Below are 25705 nucleotides of genomic sequence, written 5' to 3'. Positions count from 1 at the left end.
CCGTCCCGGCCTGTTCCGGATCACCGCGAGAAAGAGGACGTTTCTCGATGTTCAGCGACCTGCGCGACCGCGCGCGGGAGGCCGTGGCGCCCTCCGCGCGGCCCGGCCGTTCCATCGCCGGCGGTGTGCGATGAGCGGGATCCGGCTGGTCGGCGTCCTGGGCGGCATGGGCCCGGCGGCCACCGTCGACTTCTACGGCAAGCTCGTGGAGGAGACGGCGGCCACCTGCGACCAGGGGCACGTGCCCGTCGTCATCTGGGGCGACCCCCGCGTCCCCGACCGTTCCCTGAGCCTGCTCGGCGGCGGTGAGGACCCCACCCCGTACCTGCGGCGCGGCGTCGAGGCGCTGAAGCAGGCGGGGTGCGAGGTGCTCGCCGTGCCCTGCAACACCGCCCACGCCTTCGTCCCACGCCTGGCGGAGGAGGCGGGACTGGAGCTGGTGAGCATCATCGAGGTCACGGCCGAAGCCCTCGCCGCCGACGGCGTCCGCGCGGCCGGTGTGCTGGCCACCTCGGGCACCCTGCACGCGGGCCTGTACGCGAACGCCCTGCGGCGGTACGGCGTGGCGGCGATCGAACCGGACGAGCCAGGCCAGCGGCGGGTCATGGCGGCCATCGGCGCCGTCAAGAGCGGTGGCGTCCGACCGGCTCACCGGCGGGCGCTGGAGGAGGTCGCCCGATCCCTCGCCGACCGCGGAGCGGAGCGGATCGTCACCGCGTGCACCGAACTCGTCCTGGCCATGGACGGCTCCCACGTCCCCGTCCCGGTTCTCGACCCCGCCCGCCTGCTGGCCCGCAGGGTCGCCGGCATGGCGCTCGGCGCGGCTCTGACGGGCTGAGGGGCGGCACGCCCGCCCGGCCGCGGAACGCGCGCACGTCCGCCCGCGAGTGCCCGGTCCTCGGGGAGCGAGCCGGTGGCGCGCTCCCCGAGGACCAAGGTCGGTGCCATTCGGGCCGAAGGACATCTGCCGTGGCGGGACCGCCGCTGATGAGCTGGCAGCGGAGAGGAGGCCCCGCGATGACGAAGGTGTTGGTGGCCTACGGGTCCAGGCGCGGCTCCACCCGTGAGATCGCCGAGTGGGTCGCCCGGGTCCTCGTCGAGGAGGGAATGGACGCCGACGTCCGGGACGCCGCCGAGGTGAGGGAGGTCGGAGACTACGACGCGGTCGTCCTGGGAGGCGCGATCTACTTCGGCCGCTGGCACCGTCACACCCGAGCCCTGGTCAGGCGTTGCGCCCGGCAGCTGGCGGAGCGGCCCGTCTGGCTGTTCAGCAGCGGGCCGCTGCAGACGATCGGCGATCGGGACGCGCCCCCGCCCGACGCGGCGGAGCGAGCCAGACGCAGGCTCGGCGCAATGGAGAACGTCGTCTTCGGAGGCTGCCTGCGCGCCGACGCCAGAGGGTTTCCCGCCGCGACCATGGCCAGGACGGCGGCGGGTGACTTCCGCGATCCCGAACGGGTGCGCGCCTGGGCCCGCGACATCGCCTACGACCTGAAGGCCTCGATCTGACTCCGCCGCCTCACCCGCGCGACCCCGCCGGGCGCACCGGCACCGGCAGACGCGTCGTGGGCCGAGTCCGGACGCCCGGGCCGATCACGCCGGTGCCGGCCGGGTGACAGGAGCGGACCTCACCATGAGGTGGGTCCGGTGAGCTGGGCGATGTCGGCCGAGGTGGCGCTGAGGAGTCTTCCCGCCAGATCGGCCAGCGCGCGGGCCACGGCGAGCTCGTCGCCGATCTCCGCCACCGGCTCGTCGGTCGGGTTGCGGCGCGCCCGGCCGACCCCGGTCAGGCTGCTGATGTCCCTGCTCGACAGGACCGCCCTGGCGGTCGTCTCGTCGCCTTCTTCGGTGATGTCGATCCGTACGGTCCACTGCTTGGCTTCCATGATCTGAACCTCCGCTGCGGCGAAGTGGTGATCGGTCCGGCGGACGCCGGGTCCGTCCCGCGGGCATGACGATCCGCGGCGGACCCGAGCAGTCGTCCACCATTACCACTGTCGCGACCGCAGGGCCGCGGCCGACAGAGACGAAAGTCCCATTTCCGCAGGTAGTTCGGCCGCTGATCCGGATGAGGGCCAGGTCACGTCGATCTCGCGTCCGCTTCGGGCGGAGGGGTCATCGAGCCGGGCGCACGCCCGTGAAGACCGTGGTGGCGGACAGGAGGAAGGCGTCGGGTCGCCGCAGGACGCCCTCCGGCGCTCCGGGATCGAGCAGCACGTCGAGCGTGCTGCGGTCCTCCGCGTCCAGGGACTCGCTCATCATCTCCCGCAGCCGGGCCAGATGGGCGTGCAGGAAGACGCGGGCGGCCTCGCCCAGAGGCGCGGGCAGGTCGAGGAGGAGGGTGAAGCCGCCGACGCCGGTGAGCCCGGCACGGCTGAGCATCGCGGGCCAGTCCTCGACCACGCTGGTACTGCCGGGCAGCTCGGCGCGCATGATCTCGAACCAGTGCTCCTGGACGGCGTCGAGCCGGGCCTGGAGGCCCGGCCTGCCGATGCCGATGTCGCGGGGAAGGAATCGCGTCGGCAGGCCGCCCTCCGCCACGGCGAGCAGCCCGCCGGGCCTCAGCGCGCCGGCGAGCTCGTTCAACGCCCCCTGCTGGTCGCCGAGGTGGTGCACGGCCTTGCTGCTCCAGATCAGATCCGCCGAGCCGAGGCCGCCTTCCCCGTGTTCGTCACCGCCGCCCAGGTCCTCGGGCAGCTTCGCGTGCCGGACGGTCACCCTGCCGCCGAGGCCGAGCCGCTCGGCGCGAGCCAGGGCACGGTCCAGAAGTCCTGGCGCGCCGTCCACGGCGACCGCCTCGGCGTCCGCGAAGGCCTCGGCGAACACGCAGGTCATCACCCCCGGCCCGCTGCCGATGTCGAGGATGCGCCGGACCTCCCTCTCCGGGGCGAGCAGCTCCCTCAGACGGGCCGCGATCGGGCGGAGGACCGGGAGCTGCAGTTCGCCGCTGTTCTCCAGCTGGGCGGCCATGGCCTCCCAGTCGACGTCGCCGTGGCCGTGGCCGTGGCCATGTCCATGTCCCTGTCCGTGGCCGTGTTCGTGTCCGGAATCGTGGTGTGGGCTCATGCCGAGGAGCGTGCACCCGCGAGAGGAGGGCGGCAACTTCTGTTGCTGATTCCGGGAAAGAGATGTGGAATGCCCCCATGGACAAAAAACCGCCCTACCAAGCGGTTCTCGACGAGGTCGGTCCCCGGCTCAGACGGCTGCGCGTCAAACGCGGCCTCACCCTGACCGCGCTCTCCGAGGTGACCGGCATCTCCAAGAGCACCCTCTCCCGGCTTGAGTCCGGACAGCGCCGCCCCAGCCTGGAACTGCTGCTGCCGCTGGCCAGTGCCTACCACGTGCCCCTGGACGACCTGGTCGGCGCCCCCGAAGTGGGGGACCCCCGGATCCGGCTGACCCCCCGCTCCTTGCCGGACGGCGGCACGTTCGTTCCCCTGACCCGGAGCCCAGGACCCCTCCAGGCGTACAAGATGGTCATTTTCGACCGGGGCGCCGAGCCGGACTACCGCACGCACGAGGGCTACGAGTGGCTGTATGTGCTGGACGGCAGGCTACGGCTCGTCCTCGCCGAGCACGATCTGGTCCTCGGCCCCGGCGAGGCCGCCGAGTTCGACACCCGCCTGCCCCACTGGTTCAGCAGCGCGGACGGGCGGCCCGTCGAGATCCTCAGCCTCTTCGGAAGGCAGGGGGAGCGCATGCACGTCCGTGCGAAGCCTCGCGCACGACTTCGGCCGCCATCGTCCGGCGTTGGGGGCGAAGGCCGAAAGTCCTGACGTCCTGAGCCGTACGGCACTGCACACCGGCCGTCGCAGACGGTTTCCTTTCAGGAGGTGAAACCCCCTGGAAGGACTGCCATGGCCCCCGTCGAAGGACGACCCGCTCCTGTCACCCCCGTCACGAGCACCGCTTCACAGCCGGCCGGGGCGCGTCCCGCCGACTACGTCTGGGCTGTCGCCCGCATCGCCATCGGCTGGATCTTCCTGTGGGCCTTCCTGGACAAGACCTTCGGCTGGGGCTTCGCCACCCCGGCCAAGAACGCCTGGATCTCCGGCGGCAGCCCGACCACGGGTTTCCTCAAGGGCACCGGCGAGAACGCCCTCGGCGGCGTCTTCTCCGCCCTGGCCGGTCAGCCCTGGGTCGACTGGCTGTTCATGCTCGGCCTGCTCGGCGTCGGCGCCGCCCTGATCCTGGGCGCGGGCCTTCGTGTCGCCGCCGTCGCGGGCACCCTCATGCTGCTTCTCATGTGGGCCGCGGAACTGCCGCTGACCACCAACCCGTTCATGGACGACCACCTGGTCTACTCGATCGTCCTGGCCGGTCTGGCGCTGACCGACGCGGGCGACACCCTGGGCGTCGGCGCCTGGTGGAGCCGCACGCCGTTGGTCCGCGCCCACCCCGCGCTGAGGTAGGGGCCGCCGGCGGGAGCCGCCGCTTCGACCCCGCCGACCCCGCCGACCCCGCCGACCCCGCCGGCCCCGCCGGCCGATTCCATCCACACGGTGCCGTCGGCAGACGCTCGCCGAGCAGGGCGGGCTCTGGCCGGACTACGCCCTGGTCGCCGCCGCGCTGGTGCTGGCCGCGGTGGCCTCGGCGCTGCTGCTGTCGACCGCCGGAGCGGGACTCGACGACTCCGGCGACGGCCCGGACACCCTCCTGGGCCTGCTCACCGGAGCGGCCGTGGGCGCACTGGTCCCGATGACCGTGTTGTGGCTGGCCGCCCGGCGGCGTGACAGGAGGCGTCCATCAGGTGGTTCTCCCAGGCCCAGGCGGTGATCTCGACCCGGTTGCGCATCCCGAGTTTGGCTTGGACGCCAGATATGTGGCCCTTGACGGTGCTCAACGAGATGAACAACTCAGCGGCGATCTCCTGGTTGGTGCGGCCCCTGGCGACGGCCCGCACGACCTCGGTCTCCCGTTCGGACAGTGGCCGGACGGGCCCGCGGGCGGCCGGAGCACCCGTCGCGGTCAGGTGGCGCAGCAGCCGCGGGGTGACCGACGGCGAGATCAGGGAGCCCCCGGCGCTCGCGGCTCGGACGGCTTCGACGAGCAGGCCCGGGCCGGCGTCCTTCAGGACGAAGCCGACAGCCCCGCCCCGCAGCGCGCCGTAGACGTACTCGTCGAGGTCGAAGGTGGTGACCACGATCACCCGGAGCGGGGAGGGGACGCCGGGGCCGGCCAGCGCATGGGTGACCTCGATGCCGTCGAGACGAGGCATCCGGACGTCCACGAGGCACACGTCCGGGCGCAGCCTCCGAGCCAAGGCGACCGCCTCGGCTCCGTCCGCGGCCTCGGCGACCACCCTGATGTCGGCCTGGTCCTCGAGGATGACCCGCAGGCTGGCGCGGACCATCGCCTGGTCGTCGGCCAGCAGGACCCCGACGGTCATCGGCGCTCCCGCACGGGGACGGGAACGGTGGCGCGCACGGACCAGCCCGCCCCGGGACGCGGCCCGGCGCGCAACGTGCCTCCCAGGGCCTCGAGGCGTTCGCGCATCCCGACCAGGCCGTACCCGCCGCGGAGGCGGCGGCGGAGCGGGACCGGCGGGGCGTCGTCGACGACCTCGACGACGACGGCGTCTCGATCGCGGGAGACGTCGACCAGGACGGAGCGTGCGTGCGGAGCGTGGCGGGAGACGTTGGTCAGCGCCTCCTGGACGATCCGGTGGACGGTGCTCGCCACTTCGGGCGGCCACCCCGACTCCTCCTCGTCGCCGGGCAGCCGCAGGCGCACCGCGGGCCCGTCGAAGCGTTCGACCAGGTCGCTGAGTCGTTCCGCGCCGAGTGTGGCGAGGGCCGCGTCGTCGGCGTCGCGCAGCAGGCCGACAAGGCGGCGCATGGCGGCCAGCGCGTCGGAGCCCGCGGCCTCGATGCCCTCCAGGGCGTCGTCCAGCCTCTCCGGCTGCTTGCGGGCCAGGAGCCGGGCCGCCTGGGACTGGAGCACGATGCCGGTGATGTGGTGGGCGGCGACGTCGTGCAGTTCCCTGGCCAGTCGCAGGCGCTCGTCGCGGCGCACCTCCTTCACGGCGGCCAGGCCGCGGGCGGCGAGCAGCCGCAGGCACAGCCCGATCACGAGAGCGGCGAGCCATCCCGCGCCGTTCAGCGCCGTCACCGGCGGGACGCCGGAGGACGTGTGGGCGGTGAGCAGGCCGCCGACGACCACCGCGAGCCCTCCGGCGGCGACGGCGCAGGCAGGCAGGGTCGGAAGCGCTCTGACCGCGGAGCCGACGAGCACGGACAGGCCCAGGGTCATGGCGGGGCTGGGCTCGGCCGGCAGATGGACGAACCTGGCCGCCACGACCGCGACCGCCGCGACGGCCAGACCGGCGACCGCCGCCCACGCCCGGTCACGGCGGCGCATCAGGGCGATCACGCACACCGTCGCTCCGGAGGCGCAGCCGACCTGCCAGTAGCCGGCGCCCCAGCTCTCCGCGATCAGAGACGCCTGGAGGGCGAGCGCGGAGGCGAACACGGCGCCGAGCCCGGCGCCGGCCGCGACACCGGCCCGCCTGGCCGTCCATTCCCGAACATGCACGCCGTTCAGGGTAGAGATCCCCGCTCGCGCGCTGAACCGGCCGAAAGTACGGTCTCAGCCGGTGTGAACCCTGCTTTCGACCCGTGCCGAAGCCGGGCCGGGCCCGCAGGATGAGGCCTCATGCCACACGAAGAACTCCCTCCGGAGCTGAAGGACGAGGACCCGACCAGGCGTCACGGCGGCCGTCGTCCCGGTCGCCCGCGTCCGGACGAAGGCCGAGAGGCCCCCGCGACGACCTCCCCCGGCAGGCCGCGTGTCGACGCGCTCGACGTGCTGCGCGGGTTCGCCCTGTGCGGGATCCTGCTGGCCAACGTCCGGCCGATCTCCAACCTCGGTGGCGTCGTCGTCTCGGAGTCGGCCGGAGGCGCGGCGGAGGCGTGGATGGGGCTCCTCGTCGAGCAGCGCTTCTTCCCGATCTTCTCCCTGCTGTTCGGCGTCGGCTTCTCCCTGCTGCTGGACTCGGCCGCAGGCCGTGCCGTCAACCCGCGACTGCTTCTGCTGCGCAGACTTCTGGTGCTGCTCGCGGTCGGCGCGGCGCACTTCCTGCTGCTGTGGCGGGGCGACATCCTGACCACCTACGCCGTCGTCGGCCTGCTGGTGCTGCTGCCCTCGACCTGGCTGCCGCGCTGGGCCGTCGCCGGTCTCGCCGCCGCTCTCGTCGCGGCGTCGCTGATCGCCGGCGGCGACAGGACCGTACTGGTCGCCGGGCTGTTCCTGCTGGGCTCGGCACTGGCCAGGTACGGTGTGACCGACCGGATCGAGCGCTCCGCCAGGGGGCCGGTCGTAGTTGGCCTGGTGCTCGCGGCGGGGGCGGCGGCCGCCCTGTGGTCGCGGGTCGACGACGTGCGCGACCCGGGTTTCGGCCTCTCCCTCGCCCTGACCGGGCTGCTGCTCGCGGGGGTGTACGTGTGCGCCCTGCTGGTCCTGCTCAGGACGCCGCTGCGACCGGCGCTGCGGGCCGTCTTCCTGCCGCTGGGACGGATGGCGCTGACCAACTACCTGACCGCCACGGTCGTCGTCCTGGCGGCCGCCCACCTGCACGGCCGTCCGCAGAACTGGTCCTGGGCGACGGTGTTCTCGATCGCCGCCGCCGTTCTCGCCGCCCAGTGGCTGTTCTCCACTCTCTGGCTGCGCAGATTCCGGCAAGGCCCCCTCGAGTGGCTCTGGCGCTGGGCCACCTGGGGACGCCGCCCGCCCCTGCGCGTCTCCTGACTGCGAACCAGGCCGGGAGCACACCTGACCGGATGAGGCCGGGCCGCCGCACCCGCGGCGGCTCGCGCTCATGGCCGATCCGCTCCGCCCGTCCCGGCCGGAGGAGCGCTCCCCGACTTCGCCTTCGAGCCGCGGAAGGGCGTGTCCGCAATTTGCTAGGCTCCCGGAATGCGGATTCCAGGGGACCGGGAGATTCGCGCGCTGCACGCGAAGCACGCGCCCACGCGGGAGGCGTTCGACCTTGTTCTCACGCACTGTGAAATCGTGTGCGGAATCGCGGAGCGGCTTCTCGCCCGGGCCGGCCTCGATCTCGACGCGGACCTGGTGCGAGCAGGCGCCCTGCTTCACGACATCGGGGTCTACCGGCTGTACGGCGATGACGGAAGGCTCGACCACAAGAGCTATGTGCGCCACGGGATCCTCGGCTACGAGCTGCTTCTCGAAGAGGGGTTCCCGGAAGCGATATGTCGTTTCTGCTCCTGCCATACAGGGGTGGGGATCAGCCGCGACGACGTGCTGAGGCAAGGCCTCCCTCTGCCGCTCGCCGACTATTCGGCAGAATCGGGCGAGGAGAGACTTGTGATGTACGCCGACAAGTTTCACAGCAAAACAAGTCCGCCGACTTTTGTTTCCGCCGCCTCGTACGCTGATCGGATCCGTCGTTTCGGTGAGGAAAAGGCCGTCGCCTTCAAGCTGATGTGCGAAGACTACGGGATTCCCGATCTCGCGCCGTTCGCCGCCGCGCACGGGCACGTCATCGTTTAGCGCGCGACCGTCCGGCCGAGCCCGTCCCCGGCGCGGTGTGACGGGGCGCGGGAGTCTCCGGTTCGTGACGTCCGCGATCCGGGCCGGTCGGCGTTCTCCGCGGTCCGGATCGCGGACGTCTCTCAGCGTTCGGTGGCGAACCCCCCGAAGAACAACCTCGTGAGCAGGTCGGCGAACTCGCCGGTGGAGTAGCCGCCGCGGATGGGCCAGTGCATCGACGCCCACAGTGAGTCGCGAACGGACCGGTAGAAGACCTCCGCGGGGATGTCGTCACGCAGGCTCCCGTCTGCGACGCCCGCGCGGATCGCGGTCATCCAGTACTCCCGGACCGAGCGGGAGGCGTGGTCCACGGGCTCGAGCAGGCCGTTGTCGCGCAGGTAGCGCCGGTCGTTCTGGTAGATCGCCGTGGGGTGGGGGTGCTGCTCGATGATGACCAGCGTTTCCAGGATCAGGCCGCGCAGGACCTCCTGCGGACTCTGCGAGCGTTCCACGACCTCGGCGAACCGCCGCTGGATGTCGTTCATGTACCGGGTGAGGAGCTCGGCGACGATCGCGTTCTTGGACTTGAAGTGGTGGTAGAGGCTGCCGGAGAACACGTCGGCCGCCTCGCCGATGTCGCGTACGGTCGTCGACGCGACTCCCTTGGTGGCGAACAGCTCTGCCGAGACGGCGAGGATCTTCTCGCGCCGGTCTGGCATCGGGCCCAAGGTGGTCTCCTTCAGTTCGTGGTGCTTCGTGCGTGCTCACAGATGTGCGTGCTCACAGATGAGCGTAGAGGAGCCGTGGACGTGCGGGACGCCGGTCCCCGGGGGCGGGCGGACCGCCGCCGTGTGTCCGTGGTCCTCCGGATCCGGCGCGCCGCCTTCCCGGTCGCGCCGAGGCCGCGCCGTGGGAGGGCGCCGCGCGATGTGGTCACCGTAGACCGTGACGGTCCCTGACGCCAGAGCGGTTCCCGCGGGTCCCGCGGTCGCGCTCACTCAGTGGGACAGGTCTTGTCCCACCCTCGTCGGCCGGTGTTACCATCCCGGATCAAGCGCTTGCTCAAGTGAAGGGGTGAAGGTGCCCGTCCAGAGTCTCGAAGCGGAGCTCGGCCGGTTCGTCGGCAGTGTCGCCGAGCCACCGCGAGTCGCGAGATACGCCGTCAACGAAGCGATGATCCGTAACTGGGTGGAGGCGCACGACGACCACAACCCGGTGTACGTGGACCGGGAGGCCGCCAGGGCCACCGGCAGGCCGGACGTCGTCTGCCCGCCCGCGATGGTCTCGACGTGGGTGATGGCAGGCTACCGCAGACACCGGGAGGTCCAGCGGCTGCGGGCCGAAGGAGCCGTCGAGGACTTCGCGTACTCGCGGCTGATGAACATGCTCGACGAAGCGGGCTACACGTCCGTGGTCGCGACCAACGTGGAGCAGGAATACCTCCGGGAGCTGCACCCGGGCGACCACGTCACCGCGCGTTTCACCATCGAGGCGATCTCGCCGTTCAAGAGGACCGCACTGGGAGAGGGGTGCTTCGTCACCCTGCTGAAGGAGTATCTGAACTCCGACGGCGATCTCCTGGTGAAGGAGCGGTTCCGGCTGCTCAGATTCGCTCCGGACTCCAGGGAGGAGGCCGTATGAGCGAGGCCCCGCGGAGCGTCGTGCGGACCGCGGTCCCGCGGCTGGTGGTGACCCAGGACAACGAGTTCTGGTTCCGGGCGGCGCGCGAGGGACGCCTGGAGATCCAGCGGTGCGCGGACTGCCACACCCTGCGCCATCCGCCCGCGCCCGCCTGCCCGGAGTGCAGGTCCTTCGACTGGGACACGGTGGAGTCCAGCCGGCGCTGCACCCTGCACAGCTACACGGTCATCCACCACCCCCGCGACGACGCGTTCGACTACCCGCTGGTCGTCGGCCTCGTCGACCTGGAGGAAGGGACCCGGCTCGTCGCCGACGTCTCCGGCGTCGACCGTGAGGAGCTCGAGTTCGGCATGGAGCTGGAGGTGTGCTTCGCCGAGCACGCGCACGGCGAGATCCTGCCCCGGCTCCGCCGCCGTGAGAAGCGTGAGGAGGAGCGATGAACCTGGACGACTGCGCGGTCGGCACGGCGCTGCCGACGCTCGACCTGCCCCTGAACCGTACGACGATCGTGGCGGCCGCCATCGCCTCGCAGGACTTCGAGGACGTGCACCACGACCCGGGCAAGGCCCAGCGGCGCGGCACGCCGGACATCTTCCTGAGCATCAACTCGACCAACGGTTTCGTCGACCGCTATGTGACCGACTGGTCAGGGCCGAACTCGCGGATCACCCGGGTCTCGTTGCGGCTGGGGGTGCCCGCCTTCCCCGGCGACACCCTCCGCTTCTCCGGCGAGGTCACCGGGACCGGCACGGAGACCGTGACGCTGCGGGTGACCGGCGGCAACGAACGGGGAGTCCACGTGACCGCCGACGTGACGGTGGCGCGGACGGAAGGAGACAGAGCATGACCGGAGGCGGATTCTCCGGCGCCGCGGCGATCGCCGGCATCGGCGCGACCGAGTTCTCGAAGGACTCGGGGCGCAGCGAGTGGCAGCTCGCCTGCGAGTGCGTGCTGGCCGCCCTGGACGACGCGGGCGTCGACGCGGCGGAGGTGGACGGCTTCTCGCTGTTCACCATGGAGAACAACCCGGAGATCGCCGTCGCCCGCGCGCTGGGCATTCCCCGGCTCTCGTTCTTCAGCCGCATCCCGCATGGCGGCGGCGGCGCCTGCGCCCCGGTGCAGCAGGCCGCCCTCGCCGTGGCGACGGGCGTCGCGGACGTGGTCGTGGTGTACCGCGCCTTCAACGAGCGCTCGGGCCACCGGTTCGGCGCCGGTCCGCCGCCCTTCGCCTACACCCCCTCCACCGACCAGGAGTACCGGAACTGGATCAACCCCTACGGACTGCTGACGCCCGCCCAGCAGGAGGCGTTCCTGGCGATGCTGTACATGCACAAGTACGGCGCCACCAGCGAGGACTTCGGGCGGATCTCGGTACTCTCGCGCAAGCACGCCGCCAACAACCCCAAGGCGTGGTTCTACGGGCGTCCCATCACCTTGGAGGACCACCAGAACTCCCGCTGGATCGCCGAGCCGCTGCGCCTGCTCGACTGCTGCCAGGAGAGCGACGGCGGGCAGGCGCTGGTCATCGTGAGCACCGAGCGGGCCCGCGACCTGCCCAACCCGCCCGCCGTGATCAGGGCGGCCGCCCAGGGCGTCGGCCCGCAGCAGATCTCGATGAGCAGCTACTACCGCGACGACATCGACAGGCTGCCCGAGGTCAACCTGGTCGCCGACCAGTTGTGGCGTCAGGCCGGCCTCGGGCCCGCGGAGATCGACGCGGCCGTGCTCTACGACGCGTTCACCCCGATGGTCCTGCTCCAGCTGGAGGAGTACGGCTTCTGCGGCCTCGGTGAGGCGAAGGACTTCGTCGCCGACGGCAACCTCGAGGTCGACGGCAGGCTGCCCGTCAACACGCACGGCGGACAGCTCGGCGAGGGCTACATCCACGGAGTCAACGGGATCGCCGAGGGCGTGCGCCTGATCCGCGGCACCTCGACGAACCAGCCGGCCAAGCCGATCGAGAACGTTCTCGTGACCGGCGGATCGCCCGTGCCGCACAGCGCGCTCGTGCTCGGCGCCGACGGCTGACCAGACCACGCAGGACACCCCCCGAACCAAGGAGTCACGATGACCGAACGAATCACCTACGCCCGGGCGGTGCACGGAGAAGAGGAGATCCAGGCCGTCCTCGACGTGCTGCGCAGCGGGCACCAAGGCCTGCGGATCGGGCGGCACGTCAACGAGATGGAGACGCGCGTCCCCGCCCTCAGCGGCAAGGCGCTGGGCGTCATGTGCAACTCGGGATCCTCCGCGCTCTACCTGGCCGTCGAACTGCTCGGCCTCCCGGCCGGCAGCGAGGTGATCACCTCGCCGCTCACCTTCTCCACCGACGTCGCGCCGATCGTCCGCGCGGGACTGGTGCCGGTCTTCGTCGACGTCGAACCGGACACCTACAACGTGGACGTGACCAAGATCGAGGCGATGGTCACGGAAAGGACCGGGGCGATCCTGCTGCCGAACCTGGCCGGCAACGCCCCCGACTGGGACGCCGTGCGCGAGATCGCCGACCGGCACGGCCTGAAGGTGATCGAGGACTCCTGCGACGCCCTGGGCCCCACCCTGCGGGGCACGCCCACGGGCGCCCGCGCCGACATCAGCGTCACAAGCTTCTCGATGGCGCACATCATCACCTGCGCGGGCACGGGCGGCATGGTGATGGTCGACGACGACGAGCTTCGCAACAGGGCCCTGCTGCTGCGCCGGTGGGGCCGCAGGTCCGAGCCGAACCTGTTCGGCACCTCCGGCACCGGCCGGGTCTTCCGCGAGGACCTCGACGGCGTCGACTACGACAACGACTTCATCTTCGACGTCCTGCCGTGGAACTTCGAGCCGTCGGAACTGGGAGCGGCCTACGGCGTGCAGCAGCTGAACAAGCTGGAGGACAACTACAGGCGGCGCAAGGAGATCTTCGCGGCGTACACGGCCGCCTACGGCGGCCACCCCGAGTTCTTCACCGTGCCGCGCGAGACCGCGGACCTCGACACCGCCTGGCTGTGCTACCCGGTGATGATCAACAAGGACGCGCCGTTCAGCCGCAGCGACCTGCAGGAGGCCGTCGAGGCCGACGGCATCGACACCCGGACGGTGTGGAGCGGCAACGTGACCCGGCACCCGATGATGGCCGGCGTCGAGTTCCGCCAGCCCGAGGAGGGGCTGCCCTGCGCCGACGCGGTCTTCGAACGCGGCATGACCCTCGGCATGAGCCACGGCCTCAGCGACGCCGAGGTCAGGCGGATCACCGACAGCATCCACCGGTTCGCGGCGGCATGGAAGTGACAGCCCTGACAACGGGGACGAAACGATTCGAGGGACGCAGGGCGCTGGTGACCGGGGCCAGCCGGGGCATCGGCGCCGGCATCGCCGAACGGCTCGCCGCGGAAGGGGCGGACGTGGTGATCACGGCCCGTACCCTGTCCCGGCACGACCGCCTGGCGGGAAGCCTGGAGCAGACCGCGGAGCGTCTCGCGGAACACGGCGCCAGGGTCGAGACGGTCGTCGCCGACCTCACGGACGAGGACGCGCGGCGGGACGTCGTCCCCACCGCGGCCGAACTGCTCGGCGGGCCGATCGACATCCTGGTCAACAACGCCGCGGCGGCGATCTACCAGCCGCTGGAGGACTTCCCGCTGCACAGGCGGAAGGTGGTGTTCGAGGCCAACGTGCACGCGCCCCTCGACCTGATGCAGAGCGTCATCCCGGGAATGCGCGCCCGCGGCGCGGGCTGGATCGTCAACGTCTCCAGTGCCAGCGCCCGGCCGCGGCAGGGACCTCCGTTCCAGCTGGTCCCGCCGGGGACGTCGCTCGCGGTCTACGCCGCCTCCAAGGCGGCGCTCAACCGGATCAACAACGGACTGGGCGCCGAGCTCCACGGCAGCGGAATCCGGGTGAACACCGTCGAGCCGCGCGCCGCCGTCCTCAGCGAGGGCGCCGCCGCGCTCGTCGGCGACACGATCCGGCCCGACCAGGTGGAGTCCATGGCCGAGATGGTCGAGGCGGTCGTCGCGCTGTGCGACTGCGCCGAGGACGTCACCGGCCGCAGCTTCGTGAGCCTCGACCTGATCAAGGAGTGGGGAATCGACGTGAGAGGTCTCGATGGAAAGGAGCAGGCCGATGGAACCGGTCATCGTTGACGCGGCGCGCACGCCGTTCGGACGCAGGAACGGCTGGCTCTCCGGAGTGCACGCCGCCGACCTTCTCGGCCGCGCCCAACGCGGGGTGCTGGATCGGCTGGATCTGGACCCCGAGCTCGTGGAGCAGGTGATCGGCGGGTGTGTCACGCCCATCGGCGAGCAGTTCGGGAACATCGCCCGCACCGCCTGGGTGCACGCGGGCCTGCCGACGGACACCGGCGCGACGACCGTCGACGCCCAGTGCGGAACGGCCGCGCAGGCGGTGCTGCTGCTCGCCGGGCAGATCGCCATGGGCACGCTCGACGTCGGCGTCGCCTGCGGCGTCGAGCTGATGTCGCGGGTGCCGCTCACCGCCAAGGTGGGTCTGGGCCTGGGGACTCCGCGCCCGGCCGACTGGTCGGTGGACATGCCGGACCAGTACACCGCGGCCGACCGGATCGCCCGCCGGCGTGGGCTCACCCGCCAGGACCTCGACGCGTTCGGCCTGCGCTCGCAGGAGCGGGCCCGGCGGGCCTGGGACGCGCGCCGTTTCGACTCCCAGATCATCCCCGTCTCCGTGCCGGGCGAGGACGGGGCGGACGCCCAGGTCGTCGACCGTGACCAGGGGCTCAGGGAGACCGGCATGGAGGCGCTGGGCAGGCTCAAACCGACGAAGGAGGACGGCCTGCACACCGCGGGCACGTCATCCCAGGTGTCCGACGGCGCGAGCGCCGCCGTCCTGATGTCGCGGGAGCGCGCCCGCTCGCTCGGCGTCGTCCCGAGGGCCCGCATCCTGGGCCAGTGCGTGATCGGGGGAGACACCGAGTTCATGCTCGACGGCCCCGTGGCCGCCGCCTCGAGAGTGCTGAAGCGGACCGGGATGACGATCGGCGACATCGACCTCTTCGAGGTCAACGAGGCGTTCGCCTCGGTGCCGATGTCGTTCGCCCGGGCCCACGACGTCGACGAGGAACTCCTGAACGTCAACGGCGGCGCCATCGCGCTCGGCCACCCCGCGGGCGCGACCGGGATCAGGCTGATCGCGACCGCCCTCGACGAGCTCGAACGCCGCGACCGGCAGACCGCGATGATCGCCATCTGCGCCTCGGCCGCGACCACCTGCCTGATCCTCGAACGGCTCTGACGGACGCCGGACCATCACCGCACCTTCCACGACGAGGAATGACCTGTGCCTCTCCCCTTGAACGACGAGCACCGCGATCTCGCCGCGAGCGTGGCGGCGTTCGCGCGCCGTACCGCTCCGGTCGAGGCGACCCGAGCGCGGTTCGCCGAGTACGCGGCAGGGGGCCGACCTGACTCCTGGGACGCCCTGCTGCCTCTGGGCCTGCACTGCCTGCACCTGCCGGAGGAGTACGGCGGCGGCGGGGCGGGCCTGCCCGAACTGGCCGTGGTGGTCGAACAGCTGGGAAAGGCGCTGTTCCCCGGCCCGTACCTGCCGACGGTGCTCGCCAGCGCCGTGGTCGCCTCAGCCGGGACGGACGGCGAGGCCGGTCGCGGCTCCCGGAATCCGGCGGGTGAACTGCTGACCGCCTTCGCCGAGGGGGCGACCGGCGCCCTCGTGGCGGGCCGGGGCCTCAGCGCGGCGCGGAGCGGCGACGGGTGGACCGTCAGCGGGACCACGGGGCCCGTGCTGGGACTTCCGGGCGCCGAGATCGTGATCGCGCGCGCCGACGTCGAGGGCCGCCCGGGCGAGTCGTTGTGGTTCCGGCTGGCCGAGGGCCCCTCGGCGGCGGTCGACGCCGCAGACGGGACCGATCTGACCCGCTCGGTCGGCCGCCTCGGACTCGACGCGCACCGGGTGGAGGAGGAGCGGACGCTCCGGGGGCTCACGCCCGCCCGCGTGGACCTCACCGTCAACGCCCTGCTCGCCGCGGAGGCGAGCGGGATCACGGACTGGTGTCTCGACACCGCGGTCGAGCACGCCAGGAACCGCGTGCAGTTCGGCCGCCCCGTGGGCGCCTTCCAGGCCGTGCAGCACAAGGCCGCGATGATGCTGGTCCGATCGGAGATCGCCTGCGCGGCGGCCTGGGACGCCGCCAGGGCCGCGGGCCAGCCGCCGCTCCAGCAGGAACTGGCCGCGGCGCAGGCCGCGCTCACCGCGCTGCCGCTGGCGGTCGACACCGCCCTGGAGTGCGTCACCGTGCTCGGCGGGATCGGGTTCACCTGGGAACACGACGCCCATCTCTACTGGCGGCGCGCGATCAGCGTCGCCTCCGCCGCGGGCGCGGAGGAAGGGTGGGCGACCCGGCTGGGCGAGGCGGCGCTGAAGGGGAGGCGCGACTTCTCCTTCGTCGGCGAGGACGACCTCGCCGAGCTGCGCACCCAGGTGGGGAACACGCTGGAGGAGGTCCTCGCGCTCGCCGAGGACGAGGTGACCTCCTCGGGCTGGGCCATGGGGCGCGGCGGCCCGCGCCGGGCCCTGCTGGCCGAGGCCGGACTCGTGGCACCGCACTACCCGCCCCCCTACGGCCTGGGCGCGGGCCCGGCGGAACAGGCCGTGATCGGCGAGGAGTTCGCGCGCCGCGGCCTGAACCAGCCCACGACCGTCATCGGGGAGTGGGTGCTGCCCACCCTGCTCGTCCACGGAACCGTCGCCCAGCAGGAGCGCTTCATCGGCCCCACCCTGCGCGGAGAGGTCATCTGGTGCCAGCTGTTCAGCGAGCCCGGCGCCGGTTCGGACCTGGCCGGCCTGTCCACGAAGGCGCGGAAGGTGCCCGGCGGCTGGTCGCTCAGCGGGCAGAAGGTCTGGAACTCGCTCGCCCACGAGGCGGACTGGGGCGTGTGCCTGGCCAGGACCGACTCCGACGTCCCCAAGCACCAGGGGCTGTCGTACTTCCTGGTCGACATGAGGTCGGCCGGGGTGGACGTGCGGCCGCTGCGCCAGGCCACGGGTCTCTCCGAGTTCAACGAGGTCTTCCTCGACGACGTCTTCGTGCCGGACGAGTGCCTGGTGGCGGAACCCGGCCACGGGTGGAGGCTCGCGGTCACGACGCTGTCCAACGAACGGCTCAGCATGGGCTCGACCAAGCTCCACCACGGCTCCGCCGACCGCATCAGGCGACTCCTCGAAACCGGCGGGCACGACGCCGGCAGGCAGGAGACGGTGCGGGCGCTGGGGCGCGGTACCGCGCGCGAGATCGCGTTGTCGGCGCTGAACCTGCGCAGCGTCCTGGCCCGCATGTCGAACCTCGACGTGGGCGCCGAGATCAGCGTGCTCAAGGTCTACAACACCCTCGCGCAGCGGGAGGGCTCCCGTGAGCTGCTGAGGCTGCTCGGCCCCCTGGGCTGTGTCGTGGACCCGGACGCCGATCACGTCATCGACCACATCGGGCTTCCGGCCGTTCTCTTCGGGGGCGGCACGATCGAGATCCAGCTCAACGTGATAGCCCAGCGGGTCCTCGGCCTCCCCCGGTGAGCCGGGCCCGCGCGGCCCCACGCCATGACAGGTCACCGTGTCGGCCCGACCTGTCCCGACCGTCGCACAAAGGAGTTGCACGCCATGCACCCGGACCTTTCTCCGGAGTCCAGAGCCCTGCGCGGGGAACTGCGCGAGTACTTCGCCGGCCTCATCGACGAGGAGGACCGCCGTGACCTGGTGGACCAGACCGAGGGCGGGCCGACGTTCGACCGGATCCTGCGCCAGATGGGCAAGGACGGCTGGCTCGGCCTGGGCTGGCCCACGGAGTACGGCGGGCGCGGTGAGGACCCCGAGGCCCTCTACGTCTTCTACGACGAGGTCATCCGGGCCAACGCGCCGCTGTCCCTGGTCACCCTGAACACGGTCGCCCCGGCCCTGATGAAGCACGGGACCCAGGAGCAGAAGGACTTCTTCCTGCCGCGGATCCTGGCCGGCGAGCTCATCTTCGCGATCGGCTACACCGAGCCGGACGCCGGCACCGACCTCGCCTCGCTGCAGACCAGGGCGCGGCTCGACGGCGACGAGCTGGTGATCAACGGCAACAAGATCTTCACCAGCGCCGGCGTGTACGCGGACTGGATCTGGCTGGCCGTCCGCACCGACCCCGACGCGCCGCGCCACATGGGCATCTCCGTCGTCCTGGTGCCGACCACGGCCCCCGGCTTCTCGGTCACCGAGATCCACACCGTCGGCGGGATCAGCACCGCGGCGACCTACTACGAGGACGTCCGGGTGCCGGTCGGCAACCTCGTGGGCGAGCTCAACGGCGGCTGGAAACTGATCACGAACCAGCTCAACCACGAGCGGGTGGCCCTGGCGGCCCGCGGCGGCATCGCCAACGAGCTGTTCTCCGAGGTCCTCGAATGGACCAAGCGGCAGCGCTCAGGAGACGGCAGGCTCTTCGACGTGCCGTGGGTGCGCGGCAAGCTCGCGGAGGTCTACGCGCTGCTCAGCGCCGCCGACCTGATGAACCTGCGGCTGGTCGCCGACGTCGCGGCCAACACCCTCGGCGGCGGCGACTCCGCCGCCGCCAAGGTCTTCGGCACCGAGGCCGTGGTCAGCGCCTACGGAATGATGCAGGAGATCCTCGGCGCCCAGGGGCTGCTCCGCCCCGGCAGCCCCGGAGCCGCGCTGGAGGGCCGGGTGGAGACCCTCGGCCGCCGGGCGCAGAACAACACCTTCGGCGGCGGAACCAACGAAGTGATGCGGGAGATCGTGGCGGCCAAGTGCCTGGGCATGACGCTGGCCTCCCGGCGCAACGCGAACGCCACGTGACCAGCCGAGAGCAGGAGGAATTCACATGGACTTCGAACTCGACGACGACCTGCGAGCGGTCCGGAGCCTGACCGAGAAGATCTTCGGGGACCTGGCGTCGGTGGACCGGGTGCGTGAGGTCGAGATCTCCGAAGGAGGGATCGACCGGCGGCTGTGGTCGGTTCTGGCCGAGGCCGGTGTCCTCGGGATCCCGCTGCCCGAGGAGGCGGGCGGCGCCGGCATGGGCATGCTCGGGCTGGTGACCCTGCTGGAGCAGCAGGGTCGCCGGGTGGCCCCGGTGCCGCTGTGGGCCACGCTGAGCATGGCCGCCCTGCCCCTCGCCAGGTTCGGCTCCGCCGAGCAGGCCGAGCGGTGGCTGCCCGGTGTGCTGGACGGCTCGGTGATCCTGACCGGCGCGTTCGAGAGCACCCCCGGCGAGTCCTGGCCGGTCAGGGCGGAGCGGGACGGCGAGAACTGGACGCTCAGGGGCGACCTGGCCGCCGTCCCCGGCGCCGAGGCCGCCGCCGCGATCGTCGTGCCGGCCCGCGTCGCGTCCGGCGAGGTCACGGTCATGATCGTCTCGACCGGTCAGCCGGGTGTGGAGGTCACCGCGGCGCACGTCACCAGCCGTGAGAGCCATGCCGCCGTCCGCTTCGACGGAGCCGTGGCACGGGCCGCGGACGTACTGCCCGGTGACGGCGCCGAGATCGCGCGGTGGATCCGGCGGCGCGCCCGGCTGGCGCTGTCCGCGGTCCAGCTCGGCGTGTGCGAGGAGGCGCTGCGGATGACCGCGGCGTACACCTCCGAGCGGGTCCAGTTCGGCAGGCCGCTGTCCACCAACCAGGCCGTGGCCGTACGGGCCGCGGACGCCTACCTGGACACCGAGAGCATCCGGCTCACCGTCCAGCGCGCCGCGTGGCTGATGGACACCGGTCAGGAGGAGCAGGCGGAGGCCGCGACGCTCGTGGCCAAGTGGTGGGCGTCCCGGGGCGGGCTGCGGGTCGTGCACGCCACGCAGCACCTGCACGGCGGCATCGGGGCCGACGTCGACTACCCGATTCACCGTTACTTCCTCTGGGGCCGCCAGATCGCGTTCTCGCTGGGCGGCGCGGACGCGGTGGCCGCCGAGCTCGGCGACGCGCTGGAGAACGGCGGCGCCATCGGGGCGCCCGCGTGAACCGGCGGGCGCCCGCTCCTCCCGTTCCCGGGGCGCCGCTCGCCACGCGGGCGCCGGCGGCGGCCTCCGCGCGGAGCGACGCGACATGAGCGACGGCACGACCGAGGGCATGAGCGGCGACGCCGTCGGCGACACTGCCGGCGACACGGTCGGCGGCATGATCGGCGACATGACGCCCGAGCGGCGTCAGGCCTCGGCCGACCTGGTCGCCGCGACCCGGAAGGTGATGCTCGCGGCCTCCGTGACCGACATGGACGTGGCGGAGATGCGGGCGGCCGAGCGCGTCCTGACCGAGGTCGCCCGGATGCTCGGCGAGCGGGTCCGCCCCCGGGTGGTCCGCGCGCCGTTCGACGGGCCCGCCGCGGCCCGCTCCGCCGGGCCGGACCGTCCGTGGCCGCTGTTCGCGTACAACCCGCTCGGCATTCCCCTCGAGGTCCACCTCGACGAGGACGGCGCCACGGCACGGCTCACCCCCAACGCCCTGCACGAGGGGCCGCCGGACATACTCCACGGCGGCTTCAGCGCCGGCCTGATGGACTGCATGCTCGGCATCCTGATGCAGGCGCGGGGCAGGCGGTCGGTCACCGCCACTCTCGAGCTGCGTTACCTGCACCGGACTCCGCTCGACGAGCCGCTGACGTTGCGGTCGCGGATCGTGGAGATCTCCGGGCGCAAGACCGTCGCCGAAGGCTGGATCGAGCACGAGGGACGCCGCACCGTCGAGGCCCGCGGCCTGTTCGTCGAGATCGAGCGAGTCCTGGCGCGGTCCCATCGGTGACACGCCCGCGGCTTCATGACCGGTGCGGGCGGAGTGTCGTCCGATGACGGCCGCGCCGGCACGACCTGACAGGAGGAACGCGACGTATGACCACCCGCGACGAGGCGGTGGCACGGCTCACCGCACCCGGCTCAGCGTTCGAGATCCGCGTCGAAGAGGTGCTCGGCGAGCGAATGGAGGTCTTCGCCCACCGGCAGCGCTCCCTCGGCGAACTGCTGCGGGCCTCGGCCGGGTTCGGCGGCCGTGAGTACCTCGTCACCGAGAACGGCAGGCTCACCTACGCCGAGCACCACGCGGCCGTGGCCGCCCTCGGCACGGCTCTGCGCGACGAGTACGGCGTGGGCAAGGGCGACCGGGTCGCCATCTGCTCGGCCAACAACCCGGAGTGGATCATCGCATTCTGGGCGGCGGTGTCGCTCGGGGCGATCGCGGTCGGGATGAACTCGATGTGGGCGGGCCCGGAGATCGACCACGGCCTCGAGCTGACCGAGCCCAAGGTCCTGATCGCCGACCGGGTCCGCCGAGAGCTCGCGGGGGAGCCGGGCATCCCCGTGCTCTCCGTCGAGGAGGACGTGCCGGCGCTCATCGCCCGGCACGCCGGCGCGGCACTGCCCGACGAGCCGGTGGACGAGGACGACCCGGTGGTGATCCTGTTCACCAGCGGCACGACCGGGTGGCCCAAGGGGGCCACCCACTCACACCGGAACGTGATCGCCGCCTGCTGGTTCCACCTTCTCAACGACGCGGTCGCGGCCGAGACGGGCAGACCGCAGGCGGACCGCCGCTACCTGCTCGCCACACCGCTGTTCCACATCGCGGCGCTGCACAACCTCGCCGTCGTACGGCTGGCCGTGGGGGACACGGCCGTCGTCCACCTCGGCCGGTTCGACCTCGACCGGGTGCTCCGGCTGATAGAGCGGGAGCGCGTCACCAACTGGGGCGCGGTGCCCACGATGCTCTCGCGGCTGGTCGAGCACGGAGACCTCGCGAAGTACGACCTCGGCTCCCTGCGCACCGTCTCCGTGAGCAGCGCCCCGTCGTCCCCGGCTCTCAAGGCGCGTCTGCGCGAGGTGCTTCCGGTGGCCGGCGGCTCTCTCGGCACGACCTACGGTCTCACCGAGTCGTCGACGGCGGCCACCCTCGCCTCCGCCGCGGAGCTGCTCGCCGATCCCGAGACCGTCGGCGCGCCGGTGCCGACGATGGAGGTGGAGGTGCGCGACGGCGCGGGCGATCCGGTGCCCGACGGCGTCGAGGGGGAGATCTGCCTGCGCGGCGCCCAGATGATGCTCGGCTACTGGCGGAACCCGGAGGCGACGGCGGCGTCGAACGCGCCGCGCCGATGGTTTCGCACCGGCGACCTCGGAACCATGACCGGTGGCCGTCTGAGGGTGTCCAGCAGGCGTTCGGACCTGATCCTGCGAGGCGGCGAGAACGTCTACCCGGCCGAGGTGGAACACCGGCTGAGCACCCACCCGGCGGTTCGCGAATGCATCGTTCTCGGCGCTCCGCACCCCGACTTCGGTGAGGAGGTGGCCGCGGTGGTGGTCGTCGCCCCCGGTGCGACGGTCACCGAGGACGAGTTGCGGGAGCACACCCGTGCCCGGATCGCCCGTTACAAGGTGCCCACGCGCTGGGTGATCACCACAGAGGAGCTGCCGCGCAACGCCACGGGAAAGGTCAACCGCGGGCAGGTCGAGCTGACCTGAGCCGGACGGGCCGTAAGACGGCGGGCACCCTGACGGGGTGGCCGCCGTTTTTCGGCTGTCGCGCCTGCCCGCCTCAGCGCGCCCTCGGCAGGGGGGCGGGCCACTCTCCGCCGGCGCGCGTGGGCCGCGACGCCGCCGGCCATCGGCCGGCTCCCGGCCAGCGGGGGAAGAGGAGCCGTGCCGTGCGGTGGGCCGCGGAGGCCAGCACGGGCGCGGCGCTCTCCGGCCGGAGCTCGGGACCCGCCACGGAGATGGCCGCCACCGCGCCGTCGGGCCCGATGATCGGGGCCGCGACGGCGCCGATGCCCAGCGGGCAGCGCGCGGCGTCGACGAAGGCGAGGCCGCGCCGCCGCCGGATCCAGTTGAGGTGTCCGTGCAGCCGGGCGAGGTCCCGTCCGCCGCCGTGCTGCGGGCCGGCGGCGAACGCCATCAGTCTGTCGACGTACTCGGGAGCCAGACAGGCGAGGAGCGTGCGGCCGCTCACCGTCAGGTCGGCGAGCACCCGGGTCCCGACGCCGGACGGGACAGAAGCGGCGGCGGCGCCACCGATCTTGTCCAGGTAGTGGACGCGCATCCCCTCCAGCACGCTGAGGTGGGCGACGGCGCCGGTGGCCAGGTGCAGGTCGTTGAGGGCCGTGGCGGCCGCGCGACGGAGGTCTCCGTGGTCGCCGCCCGGTGAGGCCACGCCACGTACCCGGGGGGCGAGCCGGTAGCCGTGGGCGTCGTGCTCGAGCCACTGCCGGTCCACCAGCTGGCCGAGGATCCGGGACGCGGTGGACCGGGGGAGACCGGTCGCCTTCGCGACGTCGTTGAGCAGCATGCGCTCCGGCCCCATGAAGAAGACGTCGAGGATCTGCGTCACACGTGTCACGACACCGGGCCGGGCATCCGGCCGGGCCTGGACCACCTCGGGATCACTGTGCGTCGTCGTCATCGCGTGCCCCCTGTACGGACCTCCATGGCAACCAACCTAGCACTTGCTCAACAATCGTCGGCCCTCGGGCTCACCGGGCGATGTTCTCCACCCCGGTCGTGTCGAGCTCGGCGATGCTGCGAGCCGAGTAGGTCCGTTCGCGCGGCCGGCCCGAGAAGTACGGCCCGAGCCGGGCGTCGAGCTCCTCGACGGTGAACGTTCCGGACCCCGCGGTGAACGTGGCCTCGACCGTCGGCGCCGCCATCAGCGCCACCATGTCCCCGTACACGACGAAGACCTGGCAGTCGATCTCGGCCGAGGCCGGCGAGGCGAGATAGGAGACGAAGGCGGCGACCCGCTCCGGTGCGAGGATGTCGAGCCCGTCGCCGTCGGCGGCCTCGGCGAACACGTTCGACGTCATGGCGGTGCGGGCCCGCGGGCAGATCGCGTTCGCGGTGACGCCGTAGCGGCTCAGCCCCCGCCCGGTCGACAGGGTGAGGGCGACGATGCCGGCCTTGGCCGCCGCGTAGTTCGACTGGCCGGCCCCGCCGAAGAGGAACGCCTCGGACGCCGTGTTGATCACGCGTCCGTGGACCGGGCCGCCCCTGGCCTTCGAGGCGGTGCGCCAGTGCGCGGCCGCGGTGCGGGAGACGGACGCGTGTCCCTTGAGGTGGACGCGGATCACGTCGTCCCACTGCCGCTCGGTGAGGTTGAACAGCATGGCGTCGCGCACGACGCCGGCGTTGTTGACGAGGATGTCGAGACCTCCGAAGGCGTCCACCGCGGCGTTTACGAGGACCTCCCCGAGCGACCAGTCGCCGACGTCGCCCTTGACCGCGACCGCCCTGCCGCCCGCGGCCTCGATCTCCCGCACCACGGCGTCGGCCGCGTCGTTCATGTCGTTGACGACCACGCTCGCGCCCCTGGCCGCCAGTGCCAACGCCTCGGCGCGCCCGAGGCCCGCACCGGCTCCGGTCACGATGGCCGTGCGGCCCGTGAGATCCGTGCTGTCCATTTCCACTCCTTCTTGTCGGTGACTCGTGGTTTGTCGGTGACTCGTGCGGGGGGGGCGGCCTCGGACGTCCGTCTCCGCGGGCGTCGAAGGCCAGGGGCCGCAGGTCCCGTCGTCTCCGCCGGGCGGGACCGGAGGACGCCCTGTTCGCCGTCGTTCACCATCCAGTGGGACCGCCGCGGGCAAGGCGGCGACGGCCCGGGCATCATGCCGCCGAGACCTGGCAGAGATCGCGTCGGATCCAGCGTCCGGAACGGAGTCCCAGAGATGCCCATCGACGTCGCCACCGTGCTGTGCGCCCCGCCGTCCACACGCGAACTGCGTTGGACCCGCCGGGACGTGCTGCTGTATCACCTGTCGCTCGGGGCGGGACGGAACACGAGGAACACCGCGGGGAACACTGAGGGAAACGCCGCGGGGGACATCATGGCCGATCCGGAGCCGCGCTACACCTTCGAGCGCGACCTCCAGGTGCTCCCGACCTTCGCCATGGTCGCCGGACAGGGCGTCTCCGCCGGGGACGGCCCCGCCCCCGCGATGAGGTTGCCCGGGGTCGACGTCGACCTGCGCCGGATCCTGCACGCCGGTCAGTCGCTCACCGTGCACAGGGCACTGCCGGTGGCGGGCACGGCGACGCTCACGACTCGCGTGGCGCACCTCTGGGACAAGGGCAAGGCGGCCGTGATCGTGCTCGAGCACACGGCCGCGGATCCGGACGGCACCCCCCTGTGGAGCACGGAGATGCAGATCTGGGCGCGCGGCGAGGGAGGGTTCGGCGGGGAGCCCGGGCCGCAGCAGGTCTGGGCCGCGCCAGGGCGTGAACCGGATCACGTGCTCGACTCTCCGACGACGACGGACCAGGCGCTGCTCTACCGGCTCAACGGTGATCTGAACCCGTTGCACGCCGACCCCGAGTTCGCGAGGGCGGCCGGGTTCGCCAGCCCCATCCTGCACGGGCTCGCCTCCTACGGCATCGTCGCGAAGGCGGTCGTCGACGACCTTCTCGACGGCGACGCCGTCCGGCTGCGGAGCCTGAGCGCGCGGTTCGCCGGGTCGATCCATCCCGGCCAGACGCTCCGCACCTCGGTGTGGCGTGACGGCGACCGCCTCACCCTCGAGGCGACCTGCCCCGAGCGGGACGGCGCACCCGTCCTCAGCTACGCGACGGCCGAGATCGTCTCCTGAC

General features: G+C 72.2%; 27 protein-coding genes. 19 read left to right on the top strand and 8 right to left on the bottom strand.

Features of this window, described 5'->3' with window-relative positions; all coding sequences use genetic code 11:
* Nucleotides 1-130 precede the first annotated feature (130 nt).
* Both cuyB and PKF00_RS29615 read left to right on the top strand, forming a co-directional pair.
* Nucleotides 131-838: a cysteate racemase gene (cuyB, locus tag PKF00_RS29620; protein ID WP_271220955.1), complete on the top strand. Its 708-nt coding sequence runs from the start codon at nucleotides 131-133 to the stop codon at nucleotides 836-838.
* A gap of 179 nt (nucleotides 839-1017) precedes the next feature.
* A complete protein-coding gene (locus PKF00_RS29615) occupies nucleotides 1018-1509 on the top strand; it encodes a flavodoxin domain-containing protein (protein ID WP_271220954.1) in 492 nt (163 codons plus the stop codon).
* A gap of 119 nt (nucleotides 1510-1628) precedes the next feature.
* On the opposite strand, the gene PKF00_RS29610 is transcribed toward PKF00_RS29615, so the two are convergent.
* A complete protein-coding gene (locus tag PKF00_RS29610) occupies nucleotides 1629-1886 on the bottom strand; it encodes a DUF1876 domain-containing protein (protein ID WP_271220953.1) in 258 nt (85 codons plus the stop codon).
* Nucleotides 1887-2115: 229 nt separating this feature from the next.
* Nucleotides 2116-3066, bottom strand: coding sequence for a class I SAM-dependent methyltransferase (locus PKF00_RS29605; RefSeq protein WP_271220952.1), 951 nt, complete (start codon nucleotides 3064-3066; stop codon nucleotides 2116-2118).
* A gap of 77 nt (nucleotides 3067-3143) precedes the next feature.
* Here PKF00_RS29605 and PKF00_RS29600 point away from each other — a divergent pair, with 77 nt between their 5' ends.
* Nucleotides 3144-3776 (top strand): helix-turn-helix domain-containing protein, encoded by a 633-nt coding sequence (locus PKF00_RS29600; protein WP_271220951.1) that lies wholly within the window; start codon nucleotides 3144-3146, stop codon nucleotides 3774-3776.
* A gap of 81 nt (nucleotides 3777-3857) precedes the next feature.
* The gene (locus PKF00_RS29595) at nucleotides 3858-4412 is read left to right on the top strand and encodes a hypothetical protein (protein WP_271220950.1); all 555 of its coding nucleotides are present in this window, start codon (nucleotides 3858-3860) and stop codon (nucleotides 4410-4412) included.
* 135 nt (nucleotides 4413-4547) lie between these two features.
* Here the strand turns inward: PKF00_RS29595 and PKF00_RS29590 are convergent, their stop codons facing one another.
* Genes PKF00_RS29590 through PKF00_RS29580 form a run of 3 tightly spaced genes read right to left on the bottom strand, consistent with a single transcriptional unit; the run spans nucleotide 4548 to nucleotide 6534 of the window.
* Nucleotides 4548-4670 (bottom strand): hypothetical protein, encoded by a 123-nt coding sequence (locus PKF00_RS29590; protein WP_271220949.1) that lies wholly within the window; start codon nucleotides 4668-4670, stop codon nucleotides 4548-4550.
* Nucleotides 4667-5389 carry a response regulator gene (locus tag PKF00_RS29585; RefSeq protein ID WP_271220948.1) on the bottom strand — a complete coding sequence of 241 codons (723 nt, stop codon included), beginning with the start codon at nucleotides 5387-5389 and terminating at the stop codon, nucleotides 4667-4669. Before PKF00_RS29585 ends, PKF00_RS29590 begins: the two co-directional genes overlap by 4 nt.
* Nucleotides 5386-6534 (bottom strand): sensor histidine kinase, encoded by a 1149-nt coding sequence (locus PKF00_RS29580; RefSeq protein WP_271220947.1) that lies wholly within the window; start codon nucleotides 6532-6534, stop codon nucleotides 5386-5388. The genes PKF00_RS29585 and PKF00_RS29580 overlap by 4 nt, the downstream gene beginning before the upstream one ends.
* Nucleotides 6535-6654: 120 nt before the next feature.
* Here PKF00_RS29580 and PKF00_RS29575 point away from each other — a divergent pair, with 120 nt between their 5' ends.
* Both PKF00_RS29575 and PKF00_RS29570 read left to right on the top strand, forming a co-directional pair.
* Nucleotides 6655-7746 (top strand): DUF418 domain-containing protein, encoded by a 1092-nt coding sequence (locus PKF00_RS29575; RefSeq protein WP_271220946.1) that lies wholly within the window; start codon nucleotides 6655-6657, stop codon nucleotides 7744-7746.
* A 168-nt stretch (nucleotides 7747-7914) separates the two neighbouring features.
* Nucleotides 7915-8511, top strand: coding sequence for an HD domain-containing protein (locus PKF00_RS29570; RefSeq protein WP_271220945.1), 597 nt, complete (start codon nucleotides 7915-7917; stop codon nucleotides 8509-8511).
* A 122-nt stretch (nucleotides 8512-8633) separates the two neighbouring features.
* Here PKF00_RS29570 and PKF00_RS29565 read toward each other — a convergent pair whose 3' ends face one another.
* Nucleotides 8634-9209, bottom strand: coding sequence for a TetR/AcrR family transcriptional regulator (locus tag PKF00_RS29565; RefSeq protein WP_271221007.1), 576 nt, complete (start codon nucleotides 9207-9209; stop codon nucleotides 8634-8636).
* A 361-nt stretch (nucleotides 9210-9570) separates the two neighbouring features.
* On the opposite strand from PKF00_RS29565, the gene PKF00_RS29560 reads away from it, so the two are divergent.
* The 12 genes from PKF00_RS29560 (at nucleotide 9571) to casG (ending at nucleotide 22594) form a co-directional block, all read left to right on the top strand.
* A complete protein-coding gene (locus tag PKF00_RS29560; RefSeq protein WP_271220944.1) occupies nucleotides 9571-10131 on the top strand; it encodes an FAS1-like dehydratase domain-containing protein in 561 nt (186 codons plus the stop codon).
* Entirely contained in the window at nucleotides 10128-10571 is a 444-nt protein-coding gene (locus tag PKF00_RS29555) for a Zn-ribbon domain-containing OB-fold protein (protein ID WP_271220943.1), read from the top strand. Before PKF00_RS29560 ends, PKF00_RS29555 begins: the two co-directional genes overlap by 4 nt.
* On the top strand, nucleotides 10568-10978 hold the full coding sequence (locus tag PKF00_RS29550) for a MaoC/PaaZ C-terminal domain-containing protein (protein ID WP_271220942.1): 411 nt from the start codon (nucleotides 10568-10570) through the stop codon (nucleotides 10976-10978). Before PKF00_RS29555 ends, PKF00_RS29550 begins: the two co-directional genes overlap by 4 nt.
* Nucleotides 10975-12159, top strand: coding sequence for a lipid-transfer protein (locus PKF00_RS29545; protein WP_271220941.1), 1185 nt, complete (start codon nucleotides 10975-10977; stop codon nucleotides 12157-12159). The genes PKF00_RS29550 and PKF00_RS29545 overlap by 4 nt, the downstream gene beginning before the upstream one ends.
* A gap of 39 nt (nucleotides 12160-12198) precedes the next feature.
* On the top strand, nucleotides 12199-13407 hold the full coding sequence (locus PKF00_RS29540) for a DegT/DnrJ/EryC1/StrS family aminotransferase (RefSeq protein ID WP_271220940.1): 1209 nt from the start codon (nucleotides 12199-12201) through the stop codon (nucleotides 13405-13407).
* The gene (locus tag PKF00_RS29535; protein ID WP_271220939.1) at nucleotides 13404-14261 is read left to right on the top strand and encodes an SDR family NAD(P)-dependent oxidoreductase; all 858 of its coding nucleotides are present in this window, start codon (nucleotides 13404-13406) and stop codon (nucleotides 14259-14261) included. Before PKF00_RS29540 ends, PKF00_RS29535 begins: the two co-directional genes overlap by 4 nt.
* Complete coding sequence (locus PKF00_RS29530) at nucleotides 14242-15384, top strand: steroid 3-ketoacyl-CoA thiolase (RefSeq protein WP_271220938.1); 1143 nt, start codon at nucleotides 14242-14244, stop codon at nucleotides 15382-15384. Before PKF00_RS29535 ends, PKF00_RS29530 begins: the two co-directional genes overlap by 20 nt.
* A 45-nt stretch (nucleotides 15385-15429) precedes the next feature.
* On the top strand, nucleotides 15430-17676 hold the full coding sequence (locus PKF00_RS29525; RefSeq protein WP_271220937.1) for an acyl-CoA dehydrogenase family protein: 2247 nt from the start codon (nucleotides 15430-15432) through the stop codon (nucleotides 17674-17676).
* Nucleotides 17677-17760: 84 nt separating this feature from the next.
* Nucleotides 17761-18954, top strand: coding sequence for an acyl-CoA dehydrogenase family protein (locus PKF00_RS29520; protein WP_271220936.1), 1194 nt, complete (start codon nucleotides 17761-17763; stop codon nucleotides 18952-18954).
* Nucleotides 18955-18979: 25 nt separating this feature from the next.
* Complete coding sequence (locus tag PKF00_RS29515; protein ID WP_271220935.1) at nucleotides 18980-20110, top strand: acyl-CoA dehydrogenase family protein; 1131 nt, start codon at nucleotides 18980-18982, stop codon at nucleotides 20108-20110.
* Nucleotides 20111-20195: 85 nt separating this feature from the next.
* Complete coding sequence (locus tag PKF00_RS29510; RefSeq protein ID WP_271220934.1) at nucleotides 20196-20888, top strand: PaaI family thioesterase; 693 nt, start codon at nucleotides 20196-20198, stop codon at nucleotides 20886-20888.
* A gap of 86 nt (nucleotides 20889-20974) precedes the next feature.
* Nucleotides 20975-22594: a steroid-24-oyl-CoA synthetase gene (gene casG / locus PKF00_RS29505; protein ID WP_271220933.1), complete on the top strand. Its 1620-nt coding sequence runs from the start codon at nucleotides 20975-20977 to the stop codon at nucleotides 22592-22594.
* Nucleotides 22595-22667: 73 nt separating this feature from the next.
* Here the strand turns inward: casG and PKF00_RS29500 are convergent, their stop codons facing one another.
* Together PKF00_RS29500 and PKF00_RS29495 are read right to left on the bottom strand one after the other, a co-directional pair.
* On the bottom strand, nucleotides 22668-23528 hold the full coding sequence (locus tag PKF00_RS29500) for an IclR family transcriptional regulator (RefSeq protein WP_271220932.1): 861 nt from the start codon (nucleotides 23526-23528) through the stop codon (nucleotides 22668-22670).
* A gap of 70 nt (nucleotides 23529-23598) precedes the next feature.
* Nucleotides 23599-24522 carry a 3-oxoacyl-ACP reductase gene (locus PKF00_RS29495; protein ID WP_271220931.1) on the bottom strand — a complete coding sequence of 308 codons (924 nt, stop codon included), beginning with the start codon at nucleotides 24520-24522 and terminating at the stop codon, nucleotides 23599-23601.
* A 264-nt stretch (nucleotides 24523-24786) separates the two neighbouring features.
* On the opposite strand from PKF00_RS29495, the gene PKF00_RS29490 reads away from it, so the two are divergent.
* Entirely contained in the window at nucleotides 24787-25704 is a 918-nt protein-coding gene (locus PKF00_RS29490; protein ID WP_271220930.1) for a MaoC/PaaZ C-terminal domain-containing protein, read from the top strand.
* Nucleotide 25705 lies beyond the last annotated feature (1 nt).

It is taken from the genome of Streptosporangium carneum, from assembly GCF_027922005.1.
Classification (GTDB): Bacteria; Actinomycetota; Actinomycetes; order Streptosporangiales; family Streptosporangiaceae; genus Streptosporangium; species Streptosporangium carneum.
This window is presented reverse-complemented; position numbering and strand designations above follow the sequence as displayed.